Origin of the sequence: Aeoliella sp. (assembly GCF_965227375.1) — a bacterium.
In the GTDB taxonomy this organism is placed as follows: Bacteria; Planctomycetota; Planctomycetia; order Pirellulales; family Lacipirellulaceae; genus Aeoliella.
Genome location: NZ_CBDDFX010000002.1, coordinates 2304013 through 2320521, shown reverse-complemented (window position 1 = coordinate 2320521; position 16509 = coordinate 2304013). Strand labels below are relative to the sequence as shown.

The following is a 16509-nucleotide window of genomic DNA, read 5'->3' as shown; positions in this document are numbered from 1 at the left end:
TTGCTCTCCCTATTCAGCGACGCAGTCGCAGCCTGCACCAAGGTTGTTTTTCAGTAACTGTGCCTTCAGCACGTCACTACCCGCTGTCGCGATGATTTCGCCGGGTAAAACACCTGAGATCACTTCCGTGTAATCTTCATTCGACGCCCCCAAGCGAACGCTGCGAACGTGAAACACCTTGGGGCTGTCGGGGCTATCGAAGTAGTGCTTGTTGCGAACGAAGACGACTTGGCAACAGCCTTCCCAGTGCGATGAGCCTTTGGGAATCACAATCGCTGCGGGTTCTTCGCGGAGAACGACGTCACCCGTACCGAAGGTTTCGTTTCGCAGCCGACCGTCGGTATTGGCCAGCACTGCACGGACTTCCAACATCCGCGTTTCCGTATCAGCCGATGTGCTGATCCAATTCAATCGGCCTTCGATTACACGACGGCTGCCATCGGGAGTGAAACGAATCGCTTGCCCGATCGCGAGTTGGTCTATGTTCTCTAGCGGCACACTGAGCCGGAGCCACATCTGACTCGTGTCGGCCACTTGAAACAGGATACGTGTTGGGTCGACGACTTCACCGGGCGTTACCGAGCGCTCGATGACAACGCCGTTCATCGGTGAGACGACGGGCAGCAGATTTGCCGTCGATGTCTGCGGGTCGAGCTGGGATCGCGCCGAATCGGGAATTCCCAGCAATCGCAGGTGATCAAGGACCTGTGGTTCCGTCATCTGACGCAGGCGTTCGACCAGCACCGGCAGTCCAAGATTTCGCAGCGACTGCTCGGCACTCAACACATCGGCCTGCGCCTTTGCGAGAGCTGCTTCAGCATCGAGAATTCGCGAGCCGGCGATTGCATTGCGAGCCTCAGTGAGCCGGGAGACGTTTTGTCGTTGAAGTTTCTCTTCGGCAAGTGAACGCAGGAGGCGAGTCTTCAGGTCCCCTACTTCGACGGCGTCCACAATCCCCAGTACCTCTCCCTTCGTGACCCGATCGCCAACCTGCTTGTTGACGGTCCAAACACTACCGGGAACGCGAGACGCGAGACTGGCCTGTCGGGTCGGGTCATAGACGATTTCGCCGTTGCCCGTGATGGACTCAACGATCGGTTTTCGTTCGACCAATTCAACGTCAACTCCGGCCTGCTGCACCGCCTCCACCGATTCAAACTGGATTCGCGTTTGATAAACGTCGCAGCCGCTATTGTTCTCCTTGCGTGGAGCAACTGCCAACGCTCGCTCGGCGCGTTGCAAGTCGGCAGCGAGTTCTCCCGGTGACGGCGATTCTTTCAACTGAGCCACATCGGGATGATGCAGCGTACAATTGTGAACGCCATGATTGGGACACCAGCCGTAGTCCGGCCCCTTGGGCATCAGCGTCGGATCGCATTCGACGCAGATAGACTCCGGCACCGCGTGTTCTTCACACCAATCGTCAACGACTGGTTCAACTTCGCCAGTCAGTGCCGCAAACTTCGGTATCCGCCAATCGTTGTGGTGTCCGTAGTAGAACACCGCCGCAAAACCGATCAGCACCAACGTCGGGCCAATGCTGGAGAGGGTCAGCCCAACGGTTCCCCGTACGAAACCGCGTGGCTTTTGTCTTGTCTCCGACGGAGAGGTCTGCACCGAGCGACCGTTGGCAGACGGTGCGGAGGATTGTTGTAGCGACTCTTCGGTAGTCGAACGGACGACTGATTGGCTCATGGTAGAACTCCTGCTGGTGAAATCCCGGACAAGCACGAGCCGCATACAAAGCGACAAGTGCAGCGAGGGCAGGCTGACCGGCTAGGAACTCATGAGCGCACGGAAAAACCCGCGATTTCAAAGAGCGACTCGCTGGTCAGCGAGCGACGGCCAGCAGGGCCTAGAGCAATAGAGAAGCGTGGGCGAGTCGCACCGATCGCCCCGACATCACGTCGAGTCGATGCGACAGGTCCTCGCCGCGTAACGCAATCTTCTGCGAGAAGTCAAGCGTGTCGAAGCAAACGGGCAGGAAATCGACCGCCAATGCGAAGTCAATCGAGGCCGTGCGGTTGTTCAGTTCCGGTGTCACCTGACAGACGCAGCCAGTGTCGCAAGGGCACGGGCAGTCAGTCGGAGCGTCGAAGGGGAACTGAGATTGATCGCTGTCGCACGGTTCACGGTCGCTATCAGCGCAACTGCAAACATGAGCTTCCGTCGTCTGGAACGACTGCGCACCGTCATCGCAACCGATGCAGAGCAACGGGCAGAAGGTCACCCGCAGGGTGATAATCGCGATGATCGGGATTCGGAACACAAGTGTTTTGTATGTTGCACCAAGAGTAGTCGGCCACTCTGCAAGTGTAGGCTCGTTCTTACTTTGCGTCAAGAATCACGAGTGATATTCAAGAAATGCCGTAGTATTTCGGCATTGAAGTAGCTTCGAGTATCTACTGGCTGTTTACACTCAGGCTATCTGAGAGGAGCAGTCCGTCGATCTGGGCGTAGCTTCGCCACAGGTCGCCCAATGCGTTCAGGTAGGCGAGATTCGTCTGTGAAAATGTTTGCTGAGCCGTCAGTAGATCAAGGTAGCCAAGTTCTCCTTGCTCGTAGCCCCGCTGGACGAGGCCCAGCGTTCTTTGCGAACGTGGCAGGATGTCGCTGGCGTACCTCTCCGCTGTGATATGTGCATCAGCATATTGACGAAAGGTATCTGCAAGCCGGCTCCCTAGATTGAGTTCCGTACGCTCCAGATTCCTTATAGCCTCGCTTACTTCCGCCTGGGCCTGGCGAATGCCGCCTTGGTTGCGGTTCCAAATCGGAATTGGCAGGCCTACCTGGACACCAGCAATCGTATCACCCGAAGAATCGTCGTACTGAACGCTCAGTTGTGTGCTGACGTCCGGCACTGGTTCTACGCAAGCGCGGTTCAGTGCTCGACGCGCCCGCTCAACGTTCGCCATAGCGGCAGCCAGCTCGGGACTCATTGATTGCAATCGGGCGAGTTGCTCCTGCCAGTCAAGCCCTTCGGGAATTTGGCTCACATCACCCTGCAGCGGCCCTCTCGGGAGATCAACGGCAGCGATAACAGTGGAAAGTTGCCGCCACGATTGGTCGAGCCCATTTTCCGCTGTTCTCAGCAGCACTTCCGCGTTTTGCTCCTGAATCTCGGTTTGGAGCAAGCCCGCGACGGGTATTTCTTCGGCATCGACAAGTGATTTCGAAGCCGACGCAGCTTCGGAGGTGAGTTTCACTATCTCTGTGGCGAGTTCCACTCGACGTTGCGCCAGTAGGGTGTTGTAAAAGCTGGAACGAACATCCGTGCGAACTCGCTGACGCATTGCGCTAAGTTGTGACTCCGCTTGTTCAATCTCCGCTGCAACGACCGCTCTGTTCAATTCCAGCTTTCCACCAGTAATGAACGTCTGTCCCGCAAATCCGCCTTGTTGTCCTGCAGCGCCGTCGTTACCGATTTCGCCAGCTGTGTATCCAAGGGTCGGATTGGGTGCTAGACCGACCTGGACCCATTTCCCTCGCAGAGCACGTACGCGAGCCGAAGATTGAGCTATAGCTGGATTGTTGCTAAAGGCGATTTGCTCAAGCGCCTCTAGCGACAGTCCGCTTACGGGAGACATGTCGTTCGTCGCCGGCAACCGCTCTGGCTGGCCGCCAAGTGGTTCGGACGCAGGATTCTCGGCTACTGCTGAGGGTTGAATCAGCTCGGGCGCTATGGATTCTTCATAATCCACTTTGGTGATTGTAGGCTTGTTCAGGACGACACTCTCTGCGTCCGGCGTTTCCGTTTGCGAGGCGAAATGCTGTGGTCCCGCGGCACATCCTGTTGCTAGCAACAGGATTACCACGCCGTAGATTCGATATTGGGTCATCCTTGACCTCCGTGAAATGATTTTATCTACTCTGTGCATTCTATCGGTTTTATCAACGGTATTCCGCCAATTTAATTCGAATTCTAACCACTAGGCGTGACGCAAAGCCGAGACAATCTCGGTACGCGATGCTTGCCACCCGGGCGCGATCCCGGCCAGGATGCCGACAACAACGGCTACCACGACTCCCTGAATTGCTAGTGTTAGCGAAGGTTCAAAGGCAATGGTAACTCCCTCGGCCGCCACCGACATCCCGCTCAAAGATAGAAGCAACACGCTCCCCACCACGCCAAGAATGCCACCCAATGTGCTGAGCAAGAGGCTCTCGGTCAGCACCAAACCAAATACCCGCAACGGGCGAAGACCCAAGGTTTGAAGCACGGCATGCTCCTTGATTCGGTCCTGTACGGCCATCACAGTCGTCGTCGCAACCAGCGACAACACGAGCCCAACACAAGCGTAACCGAGCCAATGCACAAATCCGATCAATTCTGCTAGGTCAGCCAGCGTGTCGGCCTGGAACATCCCTTTGGTCCGAGTCGTCGTACCGACCGGACCGGCATGGAAGGTTTGATCGATCTGCTTTGCCAATGCCTCGGGATCGGCCGAATCGTTGAGGTGAACTTCTAGCTGTGTGACAGTCCCCACATCGCTCGCCCCACGAGCACGCTGCAAAAAATCAAGCTGAGTAAAGATCAGATTGTTCTCGGCAGCTGTGGCTGACTGAAAGATCCCTCGTACGACAACGGTCACATCGCCAATCGTGAACTTATCTCCCACACTCAGGTTACGCCGCGCAGCGACGTCAGCGCCCACCAAAGCGGCGTCGTCCTGGCCCGAGAACGATGACCAGTCTCCCGATTGCAAGTTAAAGTCTCGCCACGCTTTGATATTTTCCGGTTCCATCCCTTGAAACACGATTGAGTCAAGGCTCGCTCGGCAGTTGTTCGTGAAAACTTTGATAGGCACAACATCCACCACGCCGGACATTTTCTTGATGTCACCCGCATAGTCCTGTGGCAACCTGCTGCTTTGCGGGCAGAAGCGGTTTTCCTGGAAGACAATCAGCGTTCTTCCTGCGTCATCACCGGAGGTCAGGGCCAGTAGCCCTTGCTGCACGGCTCCAATGAAGCAGAACACCAGCAACGCCACCGCAGTGCCACTCACGGTCAGTAGCGTACGAGCGCGGTGCCGCCAAAGGCTCTTGAAGACGTAGGGAATAAACTTGTGCATGGGGAGTAGTTCCTTCCTAGGCGGTCCGTAGTTGAGTCGTCTGCACTTGTTTGCCGTTTTCCATCAAGCGGCCTCGTTCGAGACGGATCTGGCGTTTGGCACGCTTTCCTGCTTCCGCATCGTGAGTGACCATCAGCAAGGTCATGCCGAGTTCCTCGTTAATGCGGCTCAGTAGCAAGAGAATTTGTTCGGTCGTCTCATCATCAAGGCTACCGGTCGGTTCGTCGGCAACAACAACCGTAGGATTGGAGACAATAGCCCTAGCGATACCGACCCGTTGCTCTTGACCACCCGACATTTGTCGTGGGTAGTGAGTCGCTCTTGAAGTGAGGTCCACGGCTTCCATCGCAATCTCAACCCGCTTGCGCCGTTCGGAAGCCGACATGGGTAATAGCAGCAGCGGCATTTCGACGTTCTCGTAAGCGGTCAGGACGGGAATCAGGTTGTGCGTTTGAAAGACATAGCCAATGTGGGCTGCTCGCCAATCGGCCAGCTTGCCTCGCGAGAGTTTTGTGATGTCGGTCTCGGCGACGACAATCTCGCCGGAGGTCGCCTGGTCGATCCCCGCGATGAGGTTAAGGAGCGTACTCTTGCCCGAGCCACTCGCTCCCATCAGAGAAACATAGTCGCCCTCGTTCACGTTGAGGCTGACCCCGTCCAATGGACGGATCATCTCCTCGCCGTTGGCATACTCTTTAGTGACATTGATGACTTCTACAAGGGACATAGTGGGGCCTGCTTTCTGAGTGAATGCGTGAGAGGGGAGAGTGGTCTTGTGCTATGGATTGGCTTGGGCGGTGCGGGCTACGGGACTGTTGGTGCTGCTATTCCTGCCGCTCCCCCCCAGAGTGCGGTCTTCGCCTGAAACGCGAACGCGCGTCCCTTCCACGAGCGACTCGCGGCCCGCGACGATCAGCTTATCGGTCGGTTGGAGGCCACTGGTGATCTCTACCAGTCCGCTCTCGGTAGCGCCCCGCCCCACCTCTACCGCTTTCTGGTTGGCAATCCCTGCGGTGAGGTCGACGACCCACACGGCTGAATTCCCCTCGCCCATCGAAACCAATGCTTGCGGCACAAAGAGTTTGAGCGGCGACTCGCCCGGTTCGTCTTGTACAACGGGGGACGGGGGTGCCAGAAAAGTCACCTTGCCAAGCATCTCGGGCTTGATGACTGCCGGGGGAGCGTTGATGGCCACCTTCACTTGCAACGTGTTCTTCTGAATGTCCGCAAAGGTAGTGACGGAAATCACTTCGCCCTCAATGGGCGCGGCAAGGGCTGCTGTCTCAATCTGCGCCGGCTGACCAATTTGCACCTGGGGTACATCCTCCAGGCGAACATCGACCCGCACCTGGAGGTTCTCAGGATCGTAGAGTCCAGCGACGGCACTTGAACCTTGTGAGGAACTGGAGCCCACTCCAGAAAGCCATTGTCCCGGACGCGCGTCTAGGCTCAGCACACACCCTTCAATGGGGGATCGAACAATCATTCGCTCCAGTTGAAGCTCCATCGTTTCTACCCGAAGCCGGGTCTGATCGAGCTTAGCCTGGGCCGCAGCGAGATTGGCCTCCGCTTCAGCGACGGCCCGCGTTTCGTTGGTTAGCAGGCGAAGTTGTACGCCTAGAGCATCTCGCTTTTCACGGAGCGATTTGGCTTGTGCTTCGAGCTTCGGCTTGCGGGCAACAAGCTCGGCTACAGTGTTCTTCGCAGCCGCTAGCTCGGCACGCGCTTCGCGTAGCACTCGACCAGAGATGGCCTGCCCGGCTAGTTTTTTACGACGTTCATTCTCCGTGGCTAGCTGGAGCCGTGATCGGGCGGTTTCGATCGCGTAGGGCAGATTGCTAATTGCCACTTCGGTTTCGTGTAGCTTGGCCCCTGCCTCTGCCAGAGTCGCTTGTAGCTCGGTCGGCTGATCAAAGTTCGTCCTTGCCGCAACAAGCGTGGCTTCGGCACGATTCACCTCGGCCACCTGTAAGGCGTGAGCGGCGCGCGCCTCGGCGAGAGCTAGTTGTGCGTCGGCGTCAATCAGCTTAGCAACCGGCTCGCCTTGCTTCACGTGTTGGCCCTCGATAACGAGCAACTCCTCAATTACCCCTGCTGCAAGCGCGGACGCCATCACGGGAGTAGGCCTAGGCTCGATCCAACCTGCTGCTTGGAATAGCGGAGTCCCCTCCTGCTTCACTTCGGCCCGACTCACTACGACCGGGGTGATCGTGATCGACTGAGCCGGCAGGAAACTATCTCTGGCTGCCCAGCCGAAGAGACTCAAAAACCCAACTAGAATGCCGAGCGGCAGCACGTACTTCGTGAACCACGACCGTCTGACTTGAATGACTGTCTTCCTAGCCGACCCACTACGGTCAACAGCGAGTTGGCTGAGATCAAGCGGTGAAGATGAATCTGACATGTATACTCCGAGGTCTTTCGCTTATGCAACGAACCGGGATCGCATTCGGATCACCGGCTAAATGGATTTAATAGCTTCGACGACCGGGAGCCGCATTGCCTTGATCGCTGGAGGCAACGCGCCGACCACGCCGAGCAGCGCTGCAACTCCGCAGGCTACAGCGATACCGACACTGTCGACCGACAGCATAAATGCCCCCATCGTGAAACGGACCGCCGTGCCGTCGACAAGCAACAGCCCGGTGAGACAGGCCATGATAGCGCCGGCACACGCTAGCAGCGTTGCCTCCTGCACCAGCGTCAGCAGGATTGCTCGACGGCGAAAGCCAAGAGCCTGGAGCGTCGCCAGTTCGCGTATCCGGCCCACCACCGCGCCGTACATTGTGTTGAGCCCCGCGAAGATTCCGGAACCGGCTACCAAAGCCACCACGACCCAGCCCAGCATGCGAACCGGTTTATAGTGCTTCTGCATTGCTGCGTAGTAAGAACTTTCGGCAACGGCTTTCAGTTCTAGGTCAATCCGTTCGCGACAGAATAACTCGACATCGGCAGCACCGTCGGGCGAATCCATACTCACTGCGACCATGCTCAGATCCTGCCGCTTGAGGACCGTCTGCAATTCTTCCAGTGGCGCCCAAATCTCTGACTCAAATGCTGAACCGGCGGCGTTGAACAGGCCGCTGATGGTCCAGGACTGGCCATCGAACGTCACCTGCTGGCCTACCGCCAGGTCTTCCTTGCTTGCACTGAGTTTGGAGTGGGCGAGCCGGCCCACCATCACCTCGCCACGCTGAGGCCAGGCACCTTCGATGATTTGCACTTGGCCACGAACAAGTGGCGCGGTCGTGGTGACGCCACGCACGAGCCCCATGCCCGGCTCGGTCATGCCTGCCGTCGTGATCCGCGTCCCGAGATACAGTTCCGGTGAAACGTACTCAACACCATGCTGACGCCGCACGCCATCCACACTTGCCGAAAGCAACGCGGGCGTTCGTCCGGGTATGGACGAATTCTCAATATCAGCCCCCGACGAAAGGGCGTAGACCAAAACCACGTTGGGATTACCCGTGGCGGCCAGTGACTTTTCTAGTCCCCGGATAAATCCTACCACGACCAACACCAAAAGCACTACGATCGTCAGGCCGCCAAGCGTGAGTGCGCTTCGGGACGGACGGCGGAACAAGTTCCGTACGCCGTAGTCCCACGGCAGTAGTTTTTGACCTAACATGGTTGCTGTCTCCAGTGTTCGTGATACCCGGCTTCGGGATTAGCGGGCGATTGCTCGCCTCGCGCCTACTTACGGATGAAGACGCCCGTGGCGAGCATCACAAAATTCCCGGTCTGGTCCTTCTGGGCGGTCCCCTGGACCACGACCATGTCAGACTCTTTCAAGCCCAGCAGTTCTCGTGAGTCCATCGGCACGAGCTTGCCCTGCGAATCGACGACTTTCACGAGCGTGGTGCATCCTTTACGTTCCAAGGCGCAGCAATCTCCCATGCATAGTTCGCCCTCTTCGCCAGAATCTTCTCCTTCAGCTACGACCGACATCGAAGCGTCAAGCAGCGTGAAAGCAGCCCGGCCATCAATCCAGGGTTTGGCGGAGCCTCCGACACGACCTACAAGCACTAAGGGCGCACCGTCTACGGCAGATTCACGAGCGGCGATCACGCCTATCGCGTCAGCGGGTTCTTCGGCGAGTTGGTACTGACTCGCATCAATGTCTGCCGCAGTCGTTGTCGTGTTGGATGTCGTATTCGTTGCGGAATTCGCGGCGGTACCACAGCCAGTCGCGGTGACAATGGTCAGTGAGCAAATCAGTAGTGTGGAATAGATGACTTTCATCTTTGAAGACCTCCTAAGTTAGTTTGTTGAGCTTGGTGATGGTTTTTCGCGGCTGCTTTGGACGCATACTCAACTCTGAGTTCGCCATGACTGCCGAGGATGGCCAGGGGCCGTTCTTTGGCCTTCGACACTGCGTCAACTAGGGCCCACGGCGAGATCTGCACATCACGGTGCGTCTCCACAAACAGCATTCCCTTTTTCATATCCACGCTAACCTTGGTAACACCCTTGAGCGTGTAGATTTGAGCCGCGATTTTCTTCGCACAGCCTTGGCAGTGGAGATTGTCGATCACAATGGTTAGCGGCGACGCGACGCGTGGCTGCGGATTTGTCGGATCGACTTTGGGACTGAGCAGGGTGTAAGTCGCCTCTGCGGTGACTAACTTTGTCGGGGTTCCCTCACCCTTTTCGACGGCGTGCCAGAGTTGGCCGAGCATCGCGGGAGTCGATTCTGGCAGCGAAACTGTCAGCGTGCGTGACTTCATATCCACGCCCACTTCCTTGACGCCACGCGTGGCGTAAAGCTGTCCCGATACCTTGCGGGCACAACCAGCACAGCACATTGCCTCATCGACAATTTGTACTTGAGTCGCAGCCAAACGTGGAGCTGCGACCGCAGCAGTTGAATTGATTGCTAAGACGCCGATCGCCAACACCGTAGCAAAGTCGTAGGTTGAAAAATACTTCCTGTGCATCATCTTCTCCTATTTGTAAATTGAACTGACTGTAGAGGTACAGTGCGCGCAACTAAACGAAGCGAGGACTGCCAGCAAATCAGGAAACTAGGTATCCGCGAATAGCTCAATCGACACGGCCTCTAAGGGACGGCTTTGAGCAGCGGAAACGCAGGCGGCAAGCAGAAGGCTTGCGGCAAAGAAATCAGATTAGAAAGCGACAAAGCGAAGCGCAACGCTCTGGCGAAGTCTGCGCGAGCAGACTTGATTCGTTAGTACCGTTGTACGGCTCTGCATCAACGCTGATAGCGACAGATGTGAAGCAACCACTCGATAGCAGAACGATTAACTGAGCTACGCTCGATTCCGACGGCCCCCGAGGCAGCTCCAACGGCTGCGGTGCTCGGTTGCACCAGCAGTCAGGAGGACAAGGACATGAGCCGTCTTCGTGAACCAGCCCGCAGCCACTATCGGCTAGCTTCGCAGTCGTAGATTTTGCAGCTATCCGTGGAACGGATGACTTGCAAGAGTGTGAGCAGGTCGTTGCCGCAGACTCATCCGCATCACGATGCTTACACGACTGGTCCGCAACGACTTCCGCACATCCGCCTAATTGGCAAAGCAAATGCGTATGCTCCACGCCAGACAACAACGCGAGCACTACCCCGAGTAGGGCAACTCCACGCTTCAAGTTGTCGTAACGACGAAACACGCTGGTCTCACTTTTGGGATGGCCTGAAAGGCATGCGTACCTACCTAACCAATCGGTTCGGCACAGTCCCTAAGTTTAGACGCTTTGCATCTGAGGGACAAATCCACTTCACAGGCTTCCAGGACTTCCGCACATCCGCCGTAGCCAGACATCCTAAGTCCAGACGGACAAGTGACTTAGTGCCGCACGCAGAACTGCGATCTGCTGCTTAGCAGGCTTCAAACTTCGCATCCCACGGTTCGCTCGATCTGTGCCAGCAGGTTAGTCCTGATCGCTTAGCGAACGCGAGGGCACTATGAAAGGCAATCCCAACAGGACTAATACCAACGTCTCTCGTGCCCGAGCGGCACATAGCGAGTTTACTCAATTGATGGAGGTTTCACCCCTAACTTCTTGAGCTTTGCGAGATACACGTCGGGCTCGGCGTGCAATTTCTTCGCACATCCCGCACAGCAAATGTAGACCGCCTGACCTTTGACATCGACCTTTAGCGGAGCACCCATCCCGCCGAGCGGTTCGTCCATTACCGGGCACACCTTTTGTGCGGCGATCGCCTGGGCATCGGCCAACGTGGCTTTGAAGACACCGGGACGCACCTGCTCTCCTTTTTGTTCGTAGTATTTTGCAAGGTACTGTTGCGGGGAATTCTTCACTTTTTCGCTGCACCCTGCACAGCAGACGAACAGCGGCTTTCCGTCGACCATAATCTTCGGCGGTGAGCCCATCGAACCGAGTTTCTTGCCGCTAACCGGACAAGTTCGCTGCAAGCTGATCAGCACTGCATCGGCCAACGTATCGTCTGTCACTGTGCCCATCGCGTGAAATGAAACCGGTTGTGCCGCAATGCCATCGAGAGTCACGTCCATATGTATGGTGCGACCGATGATCTTCGATAGGTCAACGCCGACACCTATCGCGCTATTCTTAAGTGGCTTCAATTCGTACGGGTACTCCTTGCTGTTATCATCAACTCGCAAGGTTAGTGCCCCAGACGCCTTCGGAGTTGCGAGCACCTTTCCTTCCTCGTCCAGCAACATGAACATGATGCCTTTCGGAACAATAACCGTTTCGATCGTATGTGATCCGACCGTTTGAACGGTACCGCCATGTGGCCCCTTTACGCTATCACCGTGGTCGTCGTTTGTCGTCGTGGCATGATCGTGTTGGCTATGCTGAGAAGCTGGGCGATCTTGTTTCTCTTTTTCTTGGTTCTGCTTAAGGTACGCAATGTAGTAATCATCAACTTGCGAGAGGGCCTTTTCGGGATTAGCTTCAACCTCTTTGATGCTCGCAGAGCGGCCGACGTAGATGACTTGACCTTCGACTACTGTCGATTTTGGCTTTCTAGGAAGGGCTTTCTTCGTCACGGGGCAATTACTTTGCGCGGCAGCGATGTTGCGGTGTATTTTTGCCCAAAGTTTCGGATTAATCTTTCCCGTCGTACATGCTTCGCAACATAGGTAGATCTCTTCCTTGGTTGCACCTGCGGCCACTTTGATTGGATCGCCCATTGAGCCGAGTTCTTCACCCGAGATTGGACAAATCGCTTGAACTGAAATTCGTAGCTGTTCGCGCCGCACCTGCTCTTCTGTTTGTTGTTCTTCGTGGGCACGAGTGGACTGTGCGGCAATCGACACAACTACAACCAGCGTTGTGAGGGATAAGGTTCTCATCTTTGCCTCTTTCGTTCAAAACAGGAAACACTCCATAGGGAGTCTAGCAAGCAGGCCTCCCTGTAAATTCACATGCGGTGTCGTCGAAGCCGACTAAAATAGCACGCTGACACCGCTCCTATGGCGGTCAGTTGTTGAGCTTGGCGAGATACTTGTCCAGATCGGCCAGGAGCTGGTCTTTGCAGCCGTCACAGCAGATCCAAACCGACTGGCCTTTGACTTCGATTTTCTGCGGCTCGCCCATCGTGCCAAGCATTTCGCCGCTGACCGGGCAGATGTGTTGCTTCATCGCTGATTCGCGATCTTCTTCGGAGAAGCTAGCTAGCGAATCTTTCATTTTCTCCATATCGGTCTTACCCGTGTCGTCGCTGTCCCCGTGGTCATGCCCGGCATGGCCATGCTCCGCATCTTCGTGAGCGTGCGAATCTGCCTCGGCGTCCGATGTTGAAGCGTTTGGCGTGTCCAATTCGGTAGAACCGCACCCCGAGACGGCTACCATCAGCCCGAATCCTAGTACGACGGTGAGCAAGAGCTTTAGCGGCATGGGTTCGCTCCCAGGAAAACGGTGAACTAGGTCATTGGGGACCCGATGTAGGGTTCGATGCCGATGCTCGGGGATTCTTCACAGGAAATCTGAAAATCTGCGAGCCGAGCCTGCTCGGCCACGTTTCTTCCAGTTTCTTGCTGTCTAAAGCGTGAAGGAATACTCATGCCGAGCATCCAAATAGTACTCGCGAAGATCGCTTCTCCCAGCGGCGAGAGCACGGCATAATGCGTATATCTTGCTCCTACGTCTCCTCGACGGATATTTCGCCATGAAATGCACCGATATTCAAGACCAGCTTTCGGCGTTCTACGACGGCGAGTTGTCCGATGAGTCGCACGCCGCGATGACTCGGCATCTGGCCGCATGTGAGTCATGCGCTGTCGAATTTGCGGGCTTCCAGGAGGTAACGCGGGCTGTGAACCGAATGCCTCAGCCGAAGGTTCCGCCAGCGGTCTGGAATGGTCTCGCGGTCGAATTGGCGGCTGGAGAATCGCATGACTCGGCCAAACCACAGCCAGTATCATCCCAAAACCAAAGCCGGTACTGGTGGTCATCGTCGCGGCAACTGGCATTGGCCGCATCGGTGCTGCTGATGTTGGGCTTTGGATACTGGATGAGTCGAGGTACAGACCACTCTCACTTCGGTGATCAAGCACATAGTGCCGAATTCGTGGCGACGATGGATCATTATTTGCGGCAGCTTCCTGCCGATCCCGATGCGGCTGAGCAGTTCCTCTTGAATAAGTACGATGGTCAACGCGTCAATGCGGACGAGGCAGTCCATTTGGTTGGCTATCGTCCTGCCGTTTCCAAGGGACTACCGGATGGCTACTCGCTGGCTTCTACAAGCGTTCTGAAAATGCCCTGCTGCACATGCGTCAAAGCGGTGTGTAAACGACAAGATGGTTCAACACTCGTCTTGTTTGAACATGACGACGAGAAGACAGAATGGTTTGGCGATCGTCCGTCAAACATGGCAATGTGTGGAGATAAGGAATGCTGTTTGGTCGACCTTGATTCGAGCATTGCGGCCACTTGGAGACGGGGTTCGCGATCACTGACTGCCGTTGGTGTTCGGGATGTGGAAGAAGTCAACACACTGGTGAGTTGGCTGGACGCGAAAGTTGGATCAGCACTGTAAGAAGGGGCTCACAAACGAGGAAATGGATAGATCAACCGCAATGAATCGACTTAGTCAGTTTTACCAACAACATCGAAGCAAACTGTGGATTGCCCAGGCAATAGCGCTGCTGGGAATTGGTTTGCTGGTGGGCATGTCGATGAGCGGCGATGGGTTGATGACTCACGGCACGTCTGCCGAGGAAGACCATTCAGGCCATGCTGATGCGTCAGCCAGCGAATATGAAGCAAAAATCTGGACTTGCTCTATGCACCCGCAAATCCGCCGTGACGGACCGGGTAGCTGTCCAATCTGCGGAATGGACTTGGTTCCGGTAAAAAAGTCGGTCGCTGGTGTTCGCACCATTTCAATTAGTTCGAACGTCAAGAAACTGATGAAAGTTCAGACAGTTCCAGTTGCACATCGGTATGTCACTGCCGACGTTCGCATGGTAGGCAAAATTGAATACGACCAGACCCGACTGGCTCATATTACGGCTTGGGTTGCCGGTCGCTTGGATAGACTATTCGTCGATTTTGAAGGTGTGGAAGTCAAGGAAGGCGACCACATGGCCTACATCTACAGCGAAGAACTCTATACCGCCCAGGAAGAGCTGGTCTCCGCCCTGCAATCCAAGGCCGAGCGGCCTTCGTCACGCTTCGTGGAACCGTTGAATCTTGCTGAGTCAGCTCGCGAGAAACTACGGCTGCTGGGCATCACCGATAAGCAAATCAATGAGATCGAACGGCGTGGAAAGCCGAGTACGCACCTGACAATTTACTCACCCGCCGGCGGCATCGTCGTCAAGAAACACCGCGAGGAGGGTGATCGTGTTCGCACCGGAGATCGCATCTACACTGTGGCCGACCTAGACCACCTCTGGGTGCAGATGGATGCTTATGAATCCGACTTGCCGTGGCTTCGCTACGGACAGGATGTGGAGTTCACCACGGAAGCCTACCCTGGTGAAGTGTTTCATGGTCGCATCGCATTCATAGACCCAGTTCTCAATGAAGCGACTCGAACGGTGAAGGTGCGAGTCAACGTCTCGAACGAAGATGGACGACTCAAGCCGGAAATGTTTGTGCGCGCGGTCGTAGAATCCAAAATTGCTGCCGGCGGACGAGTTCTTGATTCCTCGCTCGCCGGGAAGTGGATTAGCCCGATGCACCCCGAGATCGTCAAAGACGAACCGGGCAATTGCGATGTCTGTGGTATGCCACTCGTGCGAGCCGAGACGCTTGGCTACGTGACAGCAGAACCGAGTGACACGGCCAAGCCGCTAGTAATTCCCGTTTCCGCTGCACTACTCACCGGCACGCGTGCTATTGTCTACGTGCAGGTTCCGGACGCCGAAGAACCGACGTATGAAGGTCGTGAAGTTGTGCTTGGTCCGCGTGCCGGGGACTACTACCTCGTTAAAAGCGGGCTGGAAGAAGCCGAACTGGTTGTCACCAACGGCAATTTCAAATTGGATAGTGCTCTGCAAATTTCTGCCAAGCCCTCCATGATGACTCCCGAAGGTGGCGGCGGAGGTGGAGGCCATGATCACGGCGGCGAATCGAATCCTGCGGCGGACGGAGAGCCGATGCAGATGGCCGAGCATACGGGAATGTCGCTGCCACAGGAATTGAAAAAGCAACTCCATCAAACGATTGAGTCGGTCGAGACAATCGGCGAAGCCATCGAGTCCGCAGAACTTGACGCGATTCGCGCTGGCTTCAATCAACTTGGAAAAGGCATCGCTGGCTTGAAGATTGACCAGTTGTCCGGCGACATGCGAGCGCAACTGGAAGAGTTTGCCATGCTGTTAAGAAACGATGCGATCGAAGGTCAAGCCGTACGGACACTACAAGATGCAGACCGAGTCTTCTTAGTGACGAAGCGACACGCTGAGCGGTTGCAGCAAATGTTTGGGCTATCTCACGCCGGACACCAGATGACTGAAGAAAGCCTCGATGTCCCTGCTGAGTTTCGCACTCAACTCAGCGGGCTCGTTAACCCTTACCTTGCGATCTCGCAGGCGCTGTCGGCAGATGATGCCAACGCCGCAACGAACGCCGTAGCAGGTCTCCATCAGACCGTCAGCAAAATCAGCGCTCAGTCGTTATCAGGTAAAGCCGCAGAGCGTTGGAAGTCAGAACTCAACAGTCTTTCGACAATTACTGCGCGATTGTCCAAAGCCAATGATCTCAAGTCGCTCCGTTCGGCCTTCGCTCTCTTGTCGGACCAACTGTTAACGCTTCAACGCATGTTCGGACTGCCCGATAGTGATCAACTCTTCGAGTTGCATTGTCCGATGGCGTTTGAGGGTCGCGGAGCCAGTTGGATTCAAGCTGACGACGCAGTTCGCAACCCGTACTACGGAGCTTCCATGCTCAAATGTGCGGACAAGGTCGAGCCGCTGAGTGAAAAAGAGCCGCCACGCGATGAGCACGCCGGGAGCAATCACGGGTAAGGAGGTAA

At 56.0% G+C, this 16509-nt stretch carries 13 protein-coding genes; 2 read left to right on the top strand and 11 right to left on the bottom strand.

Annotated elements, in window-relative coordinates:
* Positions 1–9 precede the first annotated feature (9 nt).
* From ACQK2L_RS22095 to ACQK2L_RS22045, 11 genes are all read right to left on the bottom strand, one after another.
* Positions 10–1695, bottom strand: a complete 1686-nt coding sequence (locus ACQK2L_RS22095) for an efflux RND transporter periplasmic adaptor subunit (protein ID WP_425399218.1) — start codon at positions 1693–1695, stop codon at positions 10–12.
* A gap of 160 nt (positions 1696–1855) precedes the next feature.
* Positions 1856–2269 (bottom strand): hypothetical protein, encoded by a 414-nt coding sequence (locus ACQK2L_RS22090; RefSeq protein WP_425399217.1) that lies wholly within the window; start codon positions 2267–2269, stop codon positions 1856–1858.
* Between the two features lie 133 nt (positions 2270–2402).
* Positions 2403–3815: a TolC family protein gene (locus ACQK2L_RS22085; RefSeq protein ID WP_425399216.1), complete on the bottom strand. Its 1413-nt coding sequence runs from the start codon at positions 3813–3815 to the stop codon at positions 2403–2405.
* 114 nt (positions 3816–3929) lie between these two features.
* Entirely contained in the window at positions 3930–5072 is a 1143-nt protein-coding gene (locus tag ACQK2L_RS22080; protein ID WP_425399215.1) for an ABC transporter permease, read from the bottom strand.
* 16 nt (positions 5073–5088) lie between these two features.
* Positions 5089–5799, bottom strand: a complete 711-nt coding sequence (locus ACQK2L_RS22075; protein WP_425399214.1) for an ABC transporter ATP-binding protein — start codon at positions 5797–5799, stop codon at positions 5089–5091.
* Positions 5800–5850: 51 nt separating this feature from the next.
* Complete coding sequence (locus ACQK2L_RS22070; protein ID WP_425399213.1) at positions 5851–7476, bottom strand: efflux RND transporter periplasmic adaptor subunit; 1626 nt, start codon at positions 7474–7476, stop codon at positions 5851–5853.
* Between the two features lie 57 nt (positions 7477–7533).
* A complete protein-coding gene (locus ACQK2L_RS22065) occupies positions 7534–8703 on the bottom strand; it encodes an ABC transporter permease (RefSeq protein WP_425399212.1) in 1170 nt (389 codons plus the stop codon).
* A gap of 65 nt (positions 8704–8768) precedes the next feature.
* On the bottom strand, positions 8769–9317 hold the full coding sequence (locus ACQK2L_RS22060) for a hypothetical protein (RefSeq protein ID WP_425399211.1): 549 nt from the start codon (positions 9315–9317) through the stop codon (positions 8769–8771).
* The gene (locus ACQK2L_RS22055) at positions 9314–10015 is read right to left on the bottom strand and encodes a cation transporter (RefSeq protein WP_425399210.1); all 702 of its coding nucleotides are present in this window, start codon (positions 10013–10015) and stop codon (positions 9314–9316) included. The genes ACQK2L_RS22060 and ACQK2L_RS22055 overlap by 4 nt, the downstream gene beginning before the upstream one ends.
* Before the next feature lie 1047 nt (positions 10016–11062).
* Positions 11063–12376, bottom strand: a complete 1314-nt coding sequence (locus ACQK2L_RS22050; RefSeq protein WP_425399209.1) for a hypothetical protein — start codon at positions 12374–12376, stop codon at positions 11063–11065.
* Positions 12377–12503: 127 nt separating this feature from the next.
* Complete coding sequence (locus tag ACQK2L_RS22045; RefSeq protein ID WP_425399208.1) at positions 12504–12920, bottom strand: hypothetical protein; 417 nt, start codon at positions 12918–12920, stop codon at positions 12504–12506.
* 271 nt (positions 12921–13191) lie between these two features.
* Between ACQK2L_RS22045 and ACQK2L_RS22040 the strand changes: the two genes are divergently transcribed.
* Complete coding sequence (locus ACQK2L_RS22040) at positions 13192–14064, top strand: anti-sigma factor family protein (RefSeq protein WP_425399207.1); 873 nt, start codon at positions 13192–13194, stop codon at positions 14062–14064.
* Positions 14065–14197: 133 nt separating this feature from the next.
* A complete protein-coding gene (locus ACQK2L_RS22035; RefSeq protein WP_425401117.1) occupies positions 14198–16501 on the top strand; it encodes an efflux RND transporter periplasmic adaptor subunit in 2304 nt (767 codons plus the stop codon).
* The last annotated feature ends 8 nt before the right edge of the window (positions 16502–16509 follow it).

What these genes read in the sequence shown, in the direction of transcription:
- ACQK2L_RS22040 (WP_425399207.1), top strand. Translation starts at nt 13,192, where the DNA reads ATGAAATGCACCGATATTCAAGACCAGCTTTCGGCGTTCTACGACGGC.
- ACQK2L_RS22035 (WP_425401117.1), top strand. Translation starts at nt 14,198, where the DNA reads ATGTCGATGAGCGGCGATGGGTTGATGACTCACGGCACGTCTGCCGAG.
- ACQK2L_RS22075 (WP_425399214.1), bottom strand. Translation starts at nt 5,799, where the DNA reads ATGTCCCTTGTAGAAGTCATCAATGTCACTAAAGAGTATGCCAACGGC.
- ACQK2L_RS22050 (WP_425399209.1), bottom strand. Translation starts at nt 12,376, where the DNA reads ATGAGAACCTTATCCCTCACAACGCTGGTTGTAGTTGTGTCGATTGCC.
- ACQK2L_RS22060 (WP_425399211.1), bottom strand. Translation starts at nt 9,317, where the DNA reads ATGAAAGTCATCTATTCCACACTACTGATTTGCTCACTGACCATTGTC.
- ACQK2L_RS22055 (WP_425399210.1), bottom strand. Translation starts at nt 10,015, where the DNA reads ATGATGCACAGGAAGTATTTTTCAACCTACGACTTTGCTACGGTGTTG.
- ACQK2L_RS22070 (WP_425399213.1), bottom strand. Translation starts at nt 7,476, where the DNA reads ATGTCAGATTCATCTTCACCGCTTGATCTCAGCCAACTCGCTGTTGAC.
- ACQK2L_RS22045 (WP_425399208.1), bottom strand. Translation starts at nt 12,920, where the DNA reads ATGCCGCTAAAGCTCTTGCTCACCGTCGTACTAGGATTCGGGCTGATG.
- ACQK2L_RS22065 (WP_425399212.1), bottom strand. Translation starts at nt 8,703, where the DNA reads ATGTTAGGTCAAAAACTACTGCCGTGGGACTACGGCGTACGGAACTTG.
- ACQK2L_RS22080 (WP_425399215.1), bottom strand. Translation starts at nt 5,072, where the DNA reads ATGCACAAGTTTATTCCCTACGTCTTCAAGAGCCTTTGGCGGCACCGC.
- ACQK2L_RS22095 (WP_425399218.1), bottom strand. Translation starts at nt 1,695, where the DNA reads ATGAGCCAATCAGTCGTCCGTTCGACTACCGAAGAGTCGCTACAACAA.